We start from the raw sequence: 18,146 nt of genomic DNA, 5'->3' as shown, positions 1-18,146 counted from the left end.
GCGCACCCGCCGCGTCGAAGGTCTCCTCGGCCTCCACTTCGAGGTCGAACTTGGCGATGGACGCCGCCGCCTGCCCGGCCGGCAGCCCCGCGATGCGCGCGCCCCGCAGGCCGGTCGCTTCCTCCTGGGCGATGTTCTGCAGCGAGAGCATCACCTGGAACAGCGGCTGCCGCGCCAGCGTGCGTGCGGGAGCCAGCTCCTCCACGAGCTTCTCGAACGGCACATCCTGGTGCCCGAACGCCGACAGACTCGTCTCCCGCACCCGCCCCAGCACCTCACGGAACGTCGGATCCCCCGACACGTCCGTACGCAGCACCAGCGTGTTCACGAAGCAGCCGACCAGGTCGCGCAGGTCCACATCCGTGCGTCCTGCCACAGCCGTACCGATCGGGATGTCCACACCAGCACCCAGCTTGGACAGCAGGACGGCCAGCGCGGCCTGCATCACCATGAAGGTGGTGGCTCCCTCGGCGCGCGCCACCTCCGCCAGCCGCGCATGTGTCCGCGCCGGGACGGCGAACGGCACAGTGTGCCCCCGGTGGGAGGCGACCGCGGGGCGAGGGCGGTCGAGAGGCAGTTCCAGCTCCTCGGGCGCGCCCTCCAACGCCTCACGCCAGTAAGCGACCTGACGCGAGATCACACTGTCGGGGGCGTTCTCGTCACCGAGCAGTTCGCGCTGCCACAGCGCGTAGTCGGCGTACTGCACCGGCAACGGCTCCCACTGCGGAACCCGCCCCGCACACCTCGCCTCGTACGCCACCGAGACATCCCGCGCCAGCGGCCCCATCGACCAGCCGTCACCCGCGATGTGGTGCACCACCACGGCCAGGGCGTGCTCGTCCGGACCTGCCGAGAACAGCCACGCCCGGATCGGCAACTCGCAGGCGAGGTCGAAACGGTGGCCGACCACATCGTCGACCGCGCCGCTCAGATCCGCGGGAGCAGCGTCGGCGGGCAGGTCCACGACCTGAAGTTCCCAGTCCAGATCAGCGACATCGAGAATGCGCTGATACGGCTCACCCTCAGCCACGGTGAACGTCGTGCGCAGCACCTCGTGGCGCTCCAGGACGTCCCGCAGGGCAGCCCCCAGGGCTTCGCGGTCCACCTCACCGGACAGCCGCAGCGTCACCGGCATGTTGTAGACAGCGCTCGGGCCGTCGAGCTGTGCAAGGAACCACAAACGACGCTGCGCGAATGACAAAGGAATCATCAGGATCCTCCTGGTTACGCCCCGACGCAACGTCGAGCTGGGCTGGCGGTTGAGCGCCTGCCGCCCGTCCTCCTCGCCCAGGAGGCCGGCGCGGACGACAGAAACACGTGAGCGCGGTTATAACGGCCGTCGCGAACTCCCCCGGAGGTCTGCCTGCGAATTTTGATCACCGGGGTATCGGCCACCACACCACTGCGTCACCGCCGTTCACTATGACTCAGGGCCGCAGGGTGATCAATGTTCCGCATTCACCGCCCGTGTCCGGACGTTCAACTGCGCCGGTGCGGCAGTTGAACGGGCTCACGGTGAGAGTTGGTCAGGTACGGGACCGATGGGGGATGATTCCAGGGGCATTTGGCGCGCACCTGTGCACCCGGGTCACCCCCGCTTCACCGCCACAGAATCCGACCTACATACCTGAGGGGCGGGACGCCATGCTCCGACCTGGCTCTATCATCGACGTGGTGCGTGCGCACGCACAGCATCGCCCGGACGAAACGGCGTATTCGTTTCTTGCTTCCGGAAAATCCGGTTTCGGCATTACCCGGCAGCTCAGCTACGGCGAACTCGATTCCACTGCCGCAGCGATTGCGTCGACGCTGCTGAATTCCCGTGAACCGGGAGACCGAGTACTTGTCGCATGCCCACCCGGCCCTGAATTCCTTGCGTCTTTTCTGGGCTCCCTGTATGCGGGCCTCATACCGGTGCCGGCCCCTCTGCCGTCCGGCAGCAAAGGGCAGCAGGCCAGGGTGAACGGCATGATGACGTCGTCCGGTGCGGCCGCGGTGCTCACCGACGAGCAGAGCTTCGACGAGGTACGCGACTGGGCCGCCGGTTCGGCGTCGCGGGACGTGATCTGTCTGACGGCCGAGAGTGCGGCCCGCCGGGGAAGCCGTGACGGGAGCCCCTCGGCGGTCGATCCGGACGCTCTCGCCTTCCTGCAGTACACCTCTGGATCGACCAGTGATCCGCGCGGGGTCATGGTCAGTCACGCGAATCTGGTGGAGAACCTCGCGCTGATCAAGCGGTCCTACGGGGTGCCCGACGGCGCTCGGATCGGAGGCTGGCTGCCGCCATATCACGATATGGGCCTCATGGGAACGCTGTTGCTGCCGCTGCTCATCGGCGGTCAGACGTTCGTCATGACGCCGTCGGCGTTCCTGCGGAGGCCGGGGCTGTGGCTGGAGATGATCGACAGCCACGACGTCGTGTTCAGCCCGGCGCCGAACTTCGCGTACGACCTGTGCGTGCGACGGGTGTCCGCGGAGCGGGTGGCCGCGCTGGACCTCTCCCGCTGGCGCTGGGCGGTCAACGGCGCCGAGCCGGTGCACGACTCCACGGTGCGGACGTTCGTCGAGCACTTCGCGCCGGCCGGGCTGCGGCCGGAAGCGGTGTGTCCGAGCTACGGCATGGCCGAGACCACGCTGTTCGTCTCCGGCAGCCCGGGGTCCTCGGCTCCGGTCGTGAGCCGGGTGGACGGCGAACAGTTCGAGCGGCACCGGTTCACGCCGGCCGGTGAGTCGCAGGAAGCGCGGCTGGTCGTCAGCAGTGGGCCGGTCTCCGACGGATTCGATCTGCGGATCGTCGATCCCCGGTCGCTGCGGGAGCTCGCCGACGGCGAGATCGGTGAGATCTGGCTGCGCGGGCCGAGCGTCGCCCAGGGGTACTGGGGCCTGGAGGAGGAGTCCGAGCGGTCCTTCCGTGCGCACACCGCGGACGGCGCCGGTCCGTTCCTGCGCACCGGTGACCTGGGCGTCCGCCACGAGGGCCAGCTGTACGTCACCGGCCGGATCAAGGAAGTCCTGATCCTCAACGGCCGCAACGTGTATCCGCAGGACATCGAGCGCGAGGCGAGGGAGCAGCATCCCGCGTGCGCGGACGGTGTCGGCGCGGCGTTCACGGTCACCGTCGCGGGCGGCGGGGAGCGCGTCGTACTCGTCCAGGAACTCCGGTTGCGGGACAGCGGCGAGACTGCGCTGCGGGACGTGGCGCGCCGCGTCATGGCCGGGCTCTCGGCGAGCCTGGGCGTCCCCGTGGGCAATGTCGTGTTCGTCAAGCCGGGTGGCGTACTGCGCAGCACCAGCGGCAAGGTGCAGCGGGTGGCGATGCGCCGGCTCTTCGAGGAGGCGGCCCTGTCGCCGGTCCTGGAGGAACTCGACGAGCGTGTCCGACGAGCCTTCCGACCGGATCCCGTGGGCTGATCGAGGCGGTGGTGCGGTCGCGGGCGAAACGTCTCGCCCCGCGACCGCGCCCAACCGATACGAAAACGTCGGCCTTCAAGACCACAACCAGGTCTTGAAGGCCGACGTCACGCAGAGCCCGTATTGGAGGTAGGAATTGTCCGGGTGGAACCGGTCTCCCAGGACCGGAATGCACTTGTGGTCCTTGATGTTGAGATTCGACCCGTCGAAGGTGTCGGAGGTGTTCCGCTGGGGGTAGACCCACGTGTCGCCGAGGGTGTAGCGGGCGTTGACGGCCAGGCGCATCCGCGCGTCCGGCAGGGAGGCCCGGGAGCGGTGCATGCAGCGCTCCGTGAAGATGATGTACTCGCCGGCCTTCATCGGAACGGTCTCCGTCGCACCGGGTGCGAGCTCGAAGGGCTCGGTGACTACGGCGAGCACGTCGGCGCAGCGCTCCGCGAGCAGGTCGAAGAGTTCGTCGAGCGTGTACTTGTCGAAGTCCACGCCGTCGAACACCCGGCGGGTGTCGATGTCGAGGATGAGGCTGTTGTTCCTCGCCCGGCTCAGGAGCTCTTCCTTGCTCTTGATCCGGTTGCGCGGGTCGACGTAGGCGCCGGACTCGGTGAGAGTGACCATCCGCTTCGGGTACTGGGACTGCTGCGATCCCTTGACGAACTCCATCACGCCGTCGTCATTGGACACGTCCGTCAGCGAGAGCCAGAGCGTCCAGCTCCAGGAGCTCGACGGGTTCATCGGGAAGAGAGCCGGGCGGTGGCCGCCGACCTCCTCGCCGTCGAAGTACCCGTACTCCTGGTGCCAGTCGATCGCGCCGTCGCCGGGGTACTTCTCGAAGAGTTTGCTGCGCCAGAGGGTGAGCGAGTCGGCTCCGGTGGCCGCCTGCAGCGAACTGACCAACTCGGGCGCGGTGAGAAGCTCACGGACCTTCTCGTTGACAAGATGCCAGTCGCGTACCGAATACCGCCCGTAAAGCGGGTGGACGGGCTGGTGGTCAAGGACGTCCCGGAAGAACTCAGCGAGCTCTCCTATGGTGTCGTCGGAGGCGAACCGCGGAAAAGGGCCGGCGAATCCATTGACCGCCAGGGCCTCACGGGCATTTTCTTTCTCCACTGCAAACCCTTCCATTTCTTGGACTGATCTGTGATTCATGCTACCGCTTCAATTCTTTGCCGCATACGGAAAGTTAAACAGAATGGGAGGGAGGGGCGGATTCTCTTTCCGTCACGGTCACGGAGTTCTTTCGCCGCCACTGCCATGATTCGATGAGGCTGAGTCCGGGACTCGTCATCAGTGTGGTGAGCACGGCCACGACGACCAACTGCGCGAAGACGGTGCTGGTGAGCAGGCCCGCCTCCAGCCCGATGTTGAGGGCGATCAGCTGTATCAGCCCTCGGGTGTTCATCAGCACTCCCACCTGGGCCGCCTGGATCCAGTCCCTGTCGTGCCAGCGGGCAGCGAGCGCGCAGGCCCCGAGCTTCCCCACGACGGACGCGGTCAGCAGGAGCAACATGCCGCCGATCGCGGGGCCGGTCGCGAGCAGTTGGATGTCGGTACGCAGCCCGGTGTAGACGAAGTAGAAGGGCAGCAGCACTCCCACGGCGAACGGGCGGACGGTGGGCAGCCACCGCGACAGAGCCTCTCCCTTGGGGAACGCCAGCCCGAGGGCGAACGCCCCGATCACCACGTGGAGTCCAAGGAATTCGGTCACCGCGCAGGCCGTGAACAGCAGGGCGCACACCAGTGTCAGGAACTCTGTGCTGGATGCGCCGCCCTTGCGGGACATGAACCACTTCAGCCCGGGGCGCACCACACCGAACAGAACGGCCATGAAGACGGCGAACCCGATGGCGGTCTGCAGCGGGGCTGCCTCTCCCCCGGCCGTGAGCGTCAGTATCAGCCCGATGCCGAACCAGGCGACGATGTCGTCGACGGCCCCCGCCCCCAGCGCCATTGTCGCCGTCTTGGAGCCGAGCAGCCCCCGCTCCTCAATGATCCGGGCCAGCATGGGCAGGGCCGTGATGGACAGCACGATACCTATGTAAAGCGCGCCGTACCCGCTGCCGACCTCGGGGATCATGCCGGGCGTGACATTGAACAACCAAGCGGTGACCGCGACTCCGAGGGTCAGCGGTACGAGGATGCCGGCCGCGGACACGGACAGGCAGCGTTTGAGCAGCCCGCTGCCGCGAGACAGGGAGCTGCTGAACTCCACGCCGATGAGGAACATGTAGAAGGCGAGGCCGAGTTGCCCCAGGGCGTACAGGACGGGGCGTAACTCGCCGGGGAACATCCAGCTCTGGGCATCCGGGAGCAAAAGCCCGAACAATGACGGCCCGAGGGCCAGGCCGGTGAGCATCTCCGCGATGACCGGCGGCTGGTTGACGCGGGCCAAGGCCGCTGTCAGCACGCGGCACAGGATGATCATCGCTGCTGCGCACAGCAGGAATTTGGTCAGTATCTCCCCAGGCATGAGCCCCTCCTTGAGATGTTCAGGGCAGTGGCCTGCGGCGGCGGCCCGTCCCCGAGTGCGTACAGCTCTTTCGCGGTGTTCTTCTCGGAGGTCAGCTCGCGCTCCCCCGATCACGCATCCGCCGCAGGGCTGGCCTGGTGGACTTCTTCTGTGCCGCTGCCCGCTGCGCGAATCCGGCGACCGTCGGCGCTTCGAACAGGTCCCGAATCTGTACGTCGACGCCCAGTGCGGCGCCGGCCTGCGCGACCAGCAGCGTCGCGAGGAGGGAGTGTCCGCCCAGTTCGAAGAAGTTGTCGTCGACCCCCACCCGCTCCAGCCCGAGGACGTCGGCGAAGAGGGCGCACAGCACCTCTTCCCGCTCGTCGGACGGGCCACGGCCGGTGCCCGCCCTGATGCCGTAGTCCGGCGCGGGCAGTGCCCTGCGGTCCAGCTTCCCGTTCACCGACAGGGGTAGCTCATCGAGGGCCACCACCGCCGACGGCACCATGTGCGCCGGCAGCCGTTCGGCCGTGAACCGCCGTATCAGTTCGGTCTGTTCGCCGGCGTCCTCGCCATCGCGTTCCGCGAGTACGACATAGGCGACCAGCCGCTTGTCTCCCGGGGTGTCCTCGCGGACGAGGACCGCCGCCTGCGCCACCGACGGATGAGCGCTCACCGCTGTCTCGATCTCACCCAGCTCGATCCGGAAGCCGCGGAGTTGCACCTGCTCGTCGGCACGGCCCAGGTATTCCAGCTGCCCGTCCACGTTCCAACGGACCAGGTCACCCGTGCGGTACATGCGGGACCGCGGATGGAAGGGGCACGCCACAAACCGCTCGGCGGTCAGCCCGGGGCGCCCGACGTACCCTCGGGCCAGTCCGGCTCCCTGCACGTACAACTCGCCGACCACGCCGACCGGAACCGACGACAGGAACTCGTCCAGCACGTACACCCGGGTGTTGCCGATCGGTGTGCCGATGGGTACGTAGGCCACGCCGGGCCGGCAGCGCCACGCCGACACGTCGATCGTGGTCTCCGTCGGACCGTAGGCGTTGAACATCACGCGGCCGGCCGCCCAACGCCCGATCAGTTCCGGCGAACTCGCCTCGCCCCCGACCTCCAGGACGACCCCGGATCCGATCGATCCGGGCTCCAGGCCGGCCAGTACCGCGGGCGGCAGCGACGTGTGCGTCACCTCCTGCTCCGCGAGGAGGGCGGCCAGCTCGGCGCCCAGCCGCCGGTGGGGCGGCACCACGACCAGCGCCGCGCCGTTGGTCAGCGCAACAGTCCACTCCAGCACGAACAGGTCGAAACTCATCGACGAGAACTGAGTCATCCGCGACCCGGCCCCGACCCCGAGGCGGGCCGACGCCGAGGCCACCGTGTTGGCCAGTCCGCCGTGCGAGACGGCCACGCCCTTGGGACGGCCCGTGGAACCGGAGGTGTAGATGACGTAGGCCAGGCGCCCGGGCGGTACGGCCGCCCTCGCACCGTCACCGGGTCCGGCATCGGCCTGTTCTTCGAGGGCCGTGACCGTCGCCGGGGAGTCCAGGACCACCACCGCGGCCGTCGTCTGCGGTACGGCGCCGGCCGTGCCCTCAGCTGTCAGCACCACCACCGGCGCCGCGTCCCGCAGCATGTACGCGATGCGCTCGGCCGGGTAGTCCGGGTCGACCGGCAGGTAGGCGCCGCCGGCCTTCAGCACGCCCAGCAGGGCCGTGAGCAGATCGACGCCACGCTCCAGCACGAGGCCCACCAGCGACTCCGGACCGACACCCCGGCCCGTGAGATACCGCGCCAGCCGGTTCGCCCTCGCGTCCAGCTCCGCGTACGACACCTCGACGCCGTCGGCGACCACCGCGACCGCGTCCGGGTTTCGTGCCGCCTGCGCTTCGAACAGCTCCACCGCGGACGCGTCCGGCACCGTGGCGGCCGTCTCGTTCCACTCGACGAGCACCCTGTGGCGCTCGGCCGTCGACAGCAGGTCCACCGCGCTCAGCGCAAGCCCCGGGTCACGCGTCACCGTCTCCAGGACCCGGGCCCAACGCGACACGATCCGCTCGACCGTCTCCTCGTCGAAGAGGTCCGCAGCGGCGACCATCGCACCGTGCAACCCGGCCGGGGCGCCTTCGGCGTCGAACGCCTCGGCGACGCTCAGGTCCAGGTCGAACTTCGCGTCCGTGCTCCCGACCGACGACACCCCGCCGGTGTCCGTTCCCCGCAGGTCGAGGACGGCCTCGGCGTTGTTCTGCAGTGTGAAGACCACCTGGAACAGCGGGTGACGCGCCAGCAGCCGGACCGGAGCCAGCTCCTCCACCAGGCGCTCGAAGGGCACGTCCTGGTGCGCGAACGCGGACAGGCCGGTCTCCCGGACCCGGGACAGCAGCTCACGGAACGTCGGGTCGCCCGACAGGTCCGTACGCAGCACCAGCGTGTTCACGAAGAACCCGACCAGATCGTCCAGCGCCTCGTCGGTACGGCCCGCGTTGACCGAACCGATCGGGATGTCGGTGCCGGCGCCGAGCTTGGACAGCAGCAGCGCCAGCGCGGCCTGCAGCACCATGAAGACCGTGACGCCCTCGGCGCGGGCCACCGCCACCAGGCGCGCGTGCACCTCGGCGGGGATCTCCACCGGCACGGTGAGCCCGCGGTGTGAGGCGGTCACCGGGCGCGCCCGGTCGAACGGCAGCTCCAACGCCTCGGGTACGCCCGCCAGCGCCTGGCGCCAGTAGGCGATCTGCCGGGACATCAGGCTGTCCGGATCCCTCTCGTCCCCGAGCAGCTCACGCTGCCACAGCGCGTAGTCGGCGTACTGCACCGGCAGCGGCTCCCACACCGGGGCCCGGCCCGCACACCTCGCCGCGTACGCCTGGGAGAAGTCCCGGGCCAGCGGGCCGTCCGACCAGCCGTCACTGGCGATGTGGTGGAACACCACCGCGAGAACGTGCTCGTCAGGACCGGTCTCGAACAACGACGCCCTGATCGGCGCCTCCGTCGACAGGTCGAAGACATGACTCCTCGCCTCGGTGATCGTGGCCTCGAGGTCCGCCGGCGCCACGGTGCTCACCGACAGCTCCCACGCCACGTCGCCCGGCTCCAGGATGCGCTGGTACGGCACGCCGTTCACCGTCGGGCACACCGTGCGTAGGACCTCGTGGCGGCCGATCACGTCCCGGAACGCCATGTCCAGTGCCGCCCGGTCGACCCGGCCCGACAGCCGCAGGGCGACCAACATGTTGTAGAGGGAACTCGGGCCCTCCAGCTGCTCGATGAGCCACAGGCGCTGCTGGGCGTAGGACAGCGGTATCCGGTCCGGACGCGCGGCGGCCGTCAGCGGGGGGCGGGCGGCGGCTGCCGAGTCGGCCAGGCGTGCGGCCAGGCCGGCCACTGTCGGCTCCTCGAACAGCACCCGTATGTCCAGCTCCACACCGAGCAGCAACCGCACCCGGCTCGCCAGCCGGACCGCCAGCAGGGAGTGCCCGCCGAGGGCGAAGAAGTCCTCGTCGACGCCCACGCTCTCCAGGCCGAGGATCTCCGCGAAAGCCGCGCACAGCAACTCCTCGCGCAGATCGGCCGGTCCGCGGCCGGCGGGCGCCGTGGCGAGGGTCTCCGGGGCGGGCAGTGCCTTGCGGTCCACCTTGCCATTCACCGTCAGCGGCAGTCCGTCGAGGACCACCACCGCCGAGGGCACCATGTACTCCGGCAACCGCTCGGCCGCATACGCCTGCACCAGCGCGGGCAAATCGTGCGCGCCGTCGGCGGGAACCACGTAGGCGACCAGGCGCCGGTCTTCCGAAGTGTCCTCACGCACAACCACCGCGGCCTGGGCCACCCCCGGATACGCGGTCACCACGGCCTGGACCTCGCCGGGCTCGATCCGGAACCCGCGGATCTTCACCTGGTCGTCCGAACGCCCGGCGAACACCAGCTTCCCGTCGGCCGTCCACCGTGCCCGGTCTCCGGTCCGGTACAACCGCGCTCCGCCCCGGCCGAACGGGTTGGCGACGAACCGCTCCGCCGTCAGCTGCGGCTTGCCCACATAGCCGCGGGCCAGCCCCACGCCCGCGACGTACAGCTCACCCACCGCGCCCGGAGGCACCGGGGCGAGGACCGCGTCCAGGACGTAGACCTGGGTGTTGACCACCGGCCGGCCGATCGCCACCTCCTCGGCGGCCGGATCGCACTCCCACAGGGTGGCGTCCACCGTGGTCTCCGTCGGGCCGTAGGAGTTGAACATCCGCCGTCCCGGCGCCCATTGCCGTACCACCTCGACGGAGGAGGCCTCGCCGGCCACCACCAGCACGGTGTCCGGCGCGATCGATCCCTCCTCCAGGGTCGCGAGGACCGCGGGCGGCAGCGTCACATGCGTGACCCGCTCCTGCGCGAGGAGCGCCGGCAACGCGGCTCCGAGGCGCCGCTCACGCGGGATAACCACCAGGGTGGAACCGGACACCAGCGCCATCAGCCATTCCCAGCCGAAGGTGTCGAAGCCCGCCGAGGCGAACTGGCCCACCCTGGCCCCGGGGCCCACGCCCAGGTACCGCACATGCCCGGCCACCATGCTCGCCACGCCCGCGTGCGGGACGAGGACGCCCTTCGGCCGGCCCGTCGACCCCGACGTGTAGATCACATACGCCGCGGATGCCGGCGTCAGCGGGCCCTTGCGCTCGCTCTCCGCCACTGCCCCGGCGGGGAATTCGGCGAGCGTCCGTGCGGTCGCCGGGTCGTCCACGACGACCCGCGCCACCCCTTCCGGCAGCACTCCGCCCCATTGAGCGGTCGTCACCGCGGTCGCCACTCCGGCGTCCGCCAGCATGTACGCGATGCGCTCCGCGGGGTATTCCGCGTCCAGCGGCAGATACACGCCGCCCGCCTTCGACACCGCGAGGAGGGCCACCATGAGGTCGACGCCGCGCTCCAGGGCCACCGCGACGACCGACTCCGGACCGACGTCCCGGCAGATCAGGAGTCGGGCGAGCCGGTTCGCCCGCGCGTCCAGCTCCGCGTACGACACCTCGACGCCCTCGAACACCACCGCCACCGTGTCCGGTGCGCTCCTCACCTGAGCCTCGAACAGCTCCGGCACCGTAGCGGGCGGTACCTCGGCCGCCGTGTCGTTCCATTCGGTCAGTACGCGGCGGCGCTCGCCCTCACCGAGGACATCCACCGCGCCGAGGCGCAGCTCCGGATCGCCGACGACCTGTGAGAGTACCCGTGTCAGGCGAGCCGCGAGCCGTGCGACGGTCTCCGGGTCGAACAGGTCCACGGCTCCGGTCAGGGTGCCTCGTACGCCCGCCGGGGCGCCGGTCGGGTCGAACCTCTCGCCCACGATGAATTCGAGGTCGAACTTCGAGACGATCGCACTGTCGCGCATCGTGGCGATGCCCAGACCGGGCAGCTCAAGAACCGCGTCGTCGTTGTTCTGGAGAGTCAGCATCACCTGGAACAGCGCGTGCCGGGCCATCGAGCGGCTCGGGGACAGCTCCTCCACCAGGCGGTCGAAGGGCACGTCCTGATGCGCGAACGCCGACAGGGCGTTCTCCCGCACCCGCGCGAGCAGGTCGCGGAAGGTCGGGTCGCCCGACAGGTCCGTACGCAGCACGAGGGTGTTGACGAAGGAGCCGATCAGGTCGTTCACGGCGTCGTCGGTACGCCCGGCGTTCGGCGACCCGATGGGGATGTCGGTGCCGGCGCCGAGGCGTGACAGCAGCACCGCCAGCGCGGCCTGCAGCACCATGAACACCGTCACGCCCTCGGCGCGGGCCACCTCTGCCAGCCGCGCGTGCACCTCCGCGGGAATCTCCAGCGGTTCCCTGTGGCCGCGGTGGGAGGCCACGGCCGGACGGGTGCGGTCGACGGGCAGTGCAAGCTCCTCGGGGGCGCCCGTCAATGCCTCGCGCCAGTGGGCGACCTGCTGGGAGAGCAGGCTGTCGGGGTCGTTCTCTTCGCCGAGCAGTTCGCGCTGCCAGAGGGCGTAGTCCGCGTACTGCACCGGCAGCGGCTCCCACACCGGAGCCCGGCCCGCGCACCGGGCCTCGTACGCCGTCGACAGGTCTGCGGCCAGCGGCGCCGTCGACCACCCGTCGCCGGCGATGTGGTGCGTCACCAGGACGAGGACGCTGTGCTCCGGCCTCACCTCGAACAGCCATGCCTTGAACGGCACTTCCGAGGAGAATTCGAAGGTGTGCGCCTGCGCACGGGCGACCTCGGCGTCCAGTTCTTCCGGGGTCGTCCGCGCCACCCGCAGTTCCCAGTCCAGGTCTTCGAGGCCGATGATCTGCTGGTACGGCTCCCCGTCGGCCACCGGGTAGACGGTGCGCAGCACCTCGTGGCGGCCGATCACGTCACGGAACGCCTTGCCGAGGGCCTCGTGGTCGACCCTGCCCGACAGCCGCAGGGCGAACGGGATGTTGTACGTCGTGCTCGGCCCCTCCAGCTGGCTGAGGAACCACAGCCGGCGCTGCGCGAACGACAGGGCGAGCCGCTCCGGACGTGATCCGGCGGTCAGCGCCGGACGGGCCGGGTCGGAGTCGGCCAGGAGGGCGGCCAGCCGGGCCACCGTCGGCGCCTCGAACAGGGCTCGTAACGGCACCTCCACCCCGAGCAGCGATCGCACCCGGCTGATCAGCTTGATCGCCTGCAGGGAGTGACCGCCCAGCTGGAAGAAGTCGTCGTCGACACCGAGCCGCTCCAGGCCGAGCACCTGCGCGAACGCGGAGCACAGCAACTCCTCGCGCACGGTCGCCGGGCCGCGCGCTGCCCGGTCCGCCCCGTCCTGCTGCCGGGCGGAGGCGTCCTCGTCCAGGATCACCAGACGGCCGTCCCGGGTCCACCGGGCCCGGTCCCCTGTCCGGTACAGCCGCGAACCGTCCTCGGCGAACGGGTTCGCCACGAACCACTGTGCCGTCGCCGACGGCTGGTCCGCAGAGCCTCGCGCCGGCCCGGCGTCCGCCGTGTACAGGTCACCGGTCACCCCGACCGGTGCCGGTGCCAGCCACTCGTCCAGGACGTACACCCGGCCGGTGTGCCCGGTCGGGATGTCGGGCCCGGCACTCCACTGCGACACCACCCGTCGGCGTTCGTCGGCGTCGAGTACGTCCACCGCGCCAAGGCGCAGCAGCGGATCACCGGACAGCAGCTCAAGCAGGCGCACGAGCCGCGCCGCGAGCGCGTCGACCGACTCGGCGTCGAACAGGTCCGCCGCACCGCTCACCGAACCGCGCAGTCCGGCCGCGGTGCCGTCCGGCCCGAACGTCTCGGCGATGCTGACGTCGAGGTCGAACTTGGCCGTCGACAGCCCCGGCGGCACACCGACGGCCTCCACTCCGGGCAGTTCCAGCGCCGCCTCGGCACTGTTCTGCAGGGAGAGCACCACCTGGAAGAGCGGGTGGCGGGCAAGGGAGCGGGCGGGGGCCAGCTCCTCCACCAGCTTCTCGAACGGCACGTCCTCGTGCTCGAACGCCGACAGGCCGGTCTCCCGCACCCGCCCCAGCACCTCACGGAACGTCGGATCGCCCGACAGATCCGTCCGCAGCACCAGCGTGTTGACGAAGAACCCGACCAGATCGTCCAGCGCCGTATCCGTGCGCCCGGCCGTGTCCGTGCCGATCGGGATGTCCGTACCCGCGCCCAGCCGGGACAGCAGCACCGCCAGCGCGCCCTGAAGCACCATGAACAGGGTCACGCCCTCGGCGCGGGCCAGCTGCGCCAGCCGCGCGTGCACCTGTGCCGGAACTTCCAGCGGCGCCGTGTGCCCGTTGTACGAGGCCACTGCCGGACGCGGGCGATCGAACGGGAGCGCGAGTTCTTCCAGTACGCCCTTCAAGGCGCCACGCCAGTACTCGACTTGGCGTGCCATCAGGCTGCCCGGGTCCTGCTCGTCGCCGAGCAGCTCCCGCTGCCACAGTGCGTAGTCCGCGTACTGCACCGGCAGCGGCTCCCACTGCGGAGCCCGGCCCGCGCACCGCGCGGCGTACGCCGTCGACAGGTCCGCGGCCAGCAGCGTCTTCGACCAGGCGTCGCTCGCGATGTGGTGCAGCACCACGACGAGGACCTGGTCGTCCGGGGCGGTCTCGAAGAGCCAGGCCCGGATCGGCGCCTCGGACGCGAGGTCGAAGGCGTGGCCGGCCACGTCGGTGACCGCACGGGCCAGGTCCGCGGGCGCCACCGCGGACACGGACAGCTCCCACGCCAATTCGTCGAGGGTCAGAACCCGCTGGTAGGGCTCGCCGTCGGCGGTCGGGAAGACCGTGCGGAGCACCTCGTGCCGGCCGATCACGTCCTTGAGCGCCGTGTTGAGCGCCACGCTGTCCACCGCGCCGGACAGCCGCAGCGCCACGGGGATGTTGTACGTCGGGCTAGGCCCCTCCAGCTGCCATATGAACCACAGACGGCGCTGTGCGTATGACAAGGGAATCATCGGGAGTCCTCCTGGTTACGCATCGGCCGCAACGCCGGCCTGGTCGTCTTCTGGGTTCCGATCCGCTGTGCGAGCCCCGCCACCGTCGGCGCCTCGAACAGCATCCGCAGCGACACCTCCGCGCCCAGCGCCGTCCGCACGCGGCTGACCAGCCTCAACGCCAGCAGCGAGTGTCCGCCGAGGGCGAAGAAGTCGTCGTCCACACCGATCGCGGGCAGGCGCAGCACCTCGGCGAACACGGCGCAGAGGATCTCTTCCTGCGGCGTCGCAGGCTCCCGGCCGGAACCGGCCGCATGCTCCGGAGCGGGCAGGGCGCCGCGGTCCAGCTTCCCGCTGGCCGCCAGCGGCAGCGCGTCGAGGACCACGACCGCCGAGGGCACCAGGTATTCCGGCAGCCGTCGGCGGGCGAACTCCCGCAACTCGTCCGCCGGCCTGTCGCCGGACTCGGCGGGTACGACGTAGGCGACCAGCCGCTTGTCGCCCGGGGTGTCCTCTCGGGCGATCACGGCCGCCTGGGCGACCTTCGGGTGCGCCGCGAGCACCGACTGGACCTCGCCGGGCTCGATCCGGAAACCCCGGATCTTCACCTGGTCGTCGGCCCTGCCCAGGTACTCCAGCTGCCCGTCCGCCGCCCACCGGGCCAGGTCTCCGGACCGGTACATGCGCACGCCTGGCTCGAACGGCGAGGCTACGAACCGCTCCGCGGTCTGACCTGGGCGGCGCACGTAACCACGCGCCATCTGGGCGCCCGCGATGTACAGCTCGCCCGCCACGCCCACCGGCACCAAGGACAGCCGCTCGTCCAGCACATACAGACGGGTGTTCGCCACCGGCCGGCCGATCGGCACCGAGTCCGCGACCTCCTGGCCGGACCGCATCTCGAAGACGCTGCACCCGACCACGGTCTCGGTCGGCCCGTACTCGTTCACCAGCACCGAGCGCGGCGACCGCTCCAGCCACTCACGGACGATCGCACCCGGCAGCTCCTCGCCGCCGACCACCCACGTCCGCGCCGCCGACTCCGCTTGCTCATCGGTCAACTGCTCGGACAGCAGCGAGAGATGCGCCGGAACCACCTTGGCCAGCGCGAACTCTCCGTGGTTACGGACCAGTTCGGCCACCGCGTCGGCGCCACCGGCCGGACTCACCACCACCGTCGCACCCGACACCAGCGGCACGAGCACACTGGTCACGGTCAGGTCGAAGGCGAGCGAGGAGTGCAGGGGCACGGCGTCGCCGTCCGCCACTTCGTACAGTCCGGCGGCCCACCCGAGGTAGTTCGTCAGCCCGGCGTGCGGAACCATCACGCCCTTCGGCCGGCCCGTCGAGCCGGACGTGTAGATGATGTAGGCCGGGTGATCCGGGAGCAGCTCACCCAGGAGCTGGTCCCCGGACGGGGCGGCACCGTCAAGGGCGGCCAGGTCCCGTGCGGTCTGTGGATCGTCCAGCACGACCCGCGTCACGCCCGGCGACACCACCCCGCTCAGCCCCGCCGTCGTCACCACGACCGACGGCAGCGCGTCATCGATCATGAATGTGATGCGGTCCTCGGGGAGTTCCGGATCGATCGGCAGATACGCGCCACCCACCTTGAGTACGGCGAGAATCGCCACCAGCAGCTCCGGGGAGCGCCGCAGGGACACGCCGACGACCGATTCCGGGGCGACATCCCGGGCCAGCAGCAGCCGGGCGAGCCGGTTGGCCCGCCGGTCCAGCTCCGCATAGGACAACTCGACCCCGTCGCACGCCACGGCAACCGCATCCGGCGTCCGCACCACCTGCTCGGCGAACAGCTCCGGCACGGTCGATGCCGGCATAAGCGCCGCTGTGTCGTTCCACTCGGTCAGCAGCCGGTGGCGCTCACCCTCGTCGAGCACCTCCACCGCGCTCAACGACAGCGCCGGAGCGCCGGCCAGCTGGTCGAGGACGCGTACCCAGCGCTCCGCGATGCGCTCGGCCGTCTCCCCGTCGAACAGGTCCGCGGCCACGATCAGCGCACCCCGCAACCCCGCAGGCGCACCGGTCCCGTCGAACACCTCCGCAACGGAGAAGTCCAGGTCGAACCGTGCCGCCAGCTCCCCCTCGGACAGCGCGACGGCCTGCGCACCGTGCAGATCCAGCCGTGCTTCGGCGTTGTTCTGCACCGTGAGCATCACCTGGAAGAGCGGGTGACGGGCCATCGAGCGGGTGGGGGCCAGTTCCTCGACCAGCTTCTCGAACGGCACGTCCTGGTGCGCGAGCGCCGACAGGCTCGTCTTCCGCACCCGGCCCAGCACGTCGCGGAACGTCGGGTCGCCCGACAGATCCGTGCGCACCACCAGCGTGTTCACGAAGAACCCGACCAGATCCTCCAGCGCCGCATCCGTACGGCCGGCGTTCGCCGTGCCGATCGGAAGGTCGCTGCCCGCGCCCAGGCGGGACAGCAGCATGGCCAGCGCCGCCTGGAGTGCCATGAACATGGTCACGCCCTCGGCCCGCGCCACCTGCGCGAGTCGAGCGTGCACCTCTGCCGGAACCTCCAGCGGCACGGTGTGCCCGCGGTACGAGGCCACCGCCGGACGCGCCCGGGCAACGGGCAGCTCCAGCCCCTCCGGCGCGCCCTCCAACGCCTTCCGCCAGTACGCGATCTGCCGGCACATCACACTGCCGGGGTCGGTGTCGTCGCCGAGCATCTCGCGCTGCCACAGCGCGTAGTCGGCGTACTGCACCGGCAGCGGCTCCCAGACCGGAGCCCGCCCCTCGCGCCGAGCGGCGTACGCGGTGGAGACATCCCGGGCGAGCGGCTGCCTCGACCAGCCGTCACTGGCGATGTGGTGCGTCACCACCACCAGTACCCGCTCCTGCGGCCCTGTCTCGAACAGCCACGCCCGGATCGGTATTTCGGCGGTGAGGTCGAACACGTACCCGGTCGCGTCAGCTGTCGCGGTGTCCAGACCGGCCGGCGCCACCGTGGACACCTGCAGCTCCCAGTCCAGCTCGTCCGGCCCCAGGATGTACTGGTACGGCTCGCCCTCCGCCATCCGGAACACGGTGCGCAGCGCCTCGTGCCGGCCGATCACGTCGAGCAGCGCCGCACCCAGCGCCGTGACGTCCACGTCCCCGGTCAGGCGCAACACCGTCGGGACGTTGTAGGTGGCACTCGGCCCCTCCAGCTCGCCAAGGAACCACAGCCGCTGCTGCGCATACGACACCGGGATCCGCTCCGGGCGCCCCGCTGCTGCCAGCGGTGTCCGGGCCGCGTCCGCACCGGCCAGGCCGGCGGCGAGGCCGGCGACCGTGGGCGCCTCGAAGAGCTCGCGGATCTCGACCTCGACGCCGAGCACGGCCCGGATGCGGCTGACCAGCCGGACCGCGAGCAGCGAGTGACCGCCCAGATCGAAGAAGTCGTCGTCCACGCCGACGCTCTCCACACCGAGGACCTCGGCGAACGCCAGGCACAGGATCTCCTCCTGCAGCGTCGCCGGGCCTCTGCCGGCACCCGCCGTGGCGGCGTAGTCCGGGGCGGGCAGGGCCTTGCGGTCCAGCTTTCCGTTGCCGGTCAGCGGCAGGGCGTCCAGAACGACGACTACCGAGGGCACCATGTGCTCGGGCAGCCGCTGCGCGACGAACATCCGCAACTCTGCCTGGAGTTCAGGGTTGTCCGGGTCGTCGGGGACCACGTAGGCCACCAGGCGCGTGTCGCCCTCGGCATCGGAACGGGCGATCACCACGGCCTGGTCGACCAGCGGATGACTGGCAAGCGCTCCCTGTACCTCGCCCGGCTCCACACGGAAGCCACGGATCTTCACCTGGTCGTCCGTACGTCCGGCGAACACCACCTGGCCGTCCGACGTCCACTTCGCCCGGTCACCCGTGCGGTACATCCGGACT

Annotated in this window: 6 protein-coding genes; 1 reads left to right on the top strand and 5 read right to left on the bottom strand. The window is 70.3% G+C overall.

Annotated elements, in window-relative coordinates; translation table 11 throughout:
• Positions 1-1,210 (bottom strand): condensation domain-containing protein (locus J7E89_RS31125; protein WP_251061349.1); only part of this gene is annotated, 1,210 nt, incomplete at its 3' end.
• A 212-nt stretch (positions 1,211-1,422) separates the two neighbouring features.
• Here J7E89_RS31125 and J7E89_RS31120 point away from each other — a divergent pair.
• Positions 1,423-3,411: a fatty acyl-AMP ligase gene (locus J7E89_RS31120; protein WP_308315664.1), complete on the top strand. Its 1,989-nt coding sequence runs from the start codon at positions 1,423-1,425 to the stop codon at positions 3,409-3,411.
• 75 nt (positions 3,412-3,486) lie between these two features.
• On the opposite strand, the gene J7E89_RS31115 is transcribed toward J7E89_RS31120, so the two are convergent.
• From J7E89_RS31115 to J7E89_RS31100, 4 genes are all read right to left on the bottom strand, one after another.
• Positions 3,487-4,518 (bottom strand): phytanoyl-CoA dioxygenase family protein, encoded by a 1,032-nt coding sequence (locus J7E89_RS31115; RefSeq protein ID WP_214978065.1) that lies wholly within the window; start codon positions 4,516-4,518, stop codon positions 3,487-3,489.
• A gap of 73 nt (positions 4,519-4,591) precedes the next feature.
• Positions 4,592-5,878: a cation:proton antiporter gene (locus J7E89_RS31110; RefSeq protein WP_214978063.1), complete on the bottom strand. Its 1,287-nt coding sequence runs from the start codon at positions 5,876-5,878 to the stop codon at positions 4,592-4,594.
• A gap of 91 nt (positions 5,879-5,969) precedes the next feature.
• Entirely contained in the window at positions 5,970-14,276 is an 8,307-nt protein-coding gene (locus J7E89_RS31105) for a non-ribosomal peptide synthetase (protein ID WP_214978055.1), read from the bottom strand.
• Positions 14,273-18,146: non-ribosomal peptide synthetase (locus tag J7E89_RS31100; protein WP_214978053.1), on the bottom strand; the 3,874-nt coding region annotated here is incomplete at its 5' end. The genes J7E89_RS31105 and J7E89_RS31100, both read right to left, overlap by 4 nt.

The sequence above is a fragment of the Streptomyces sp. ISL-100 genome, assembly GCF_018614615.1.
Classification (GTDB): domain Bacteria; phylum Actinomycetota; class Actinomycetes; order Streptomycetales; family Streptomycetaceae; genus Streptomyces.
Note: the sequence above shows the minus strand (reverse complement) of the source record. Positions and strands in the feature narration are given on the sequence as shown.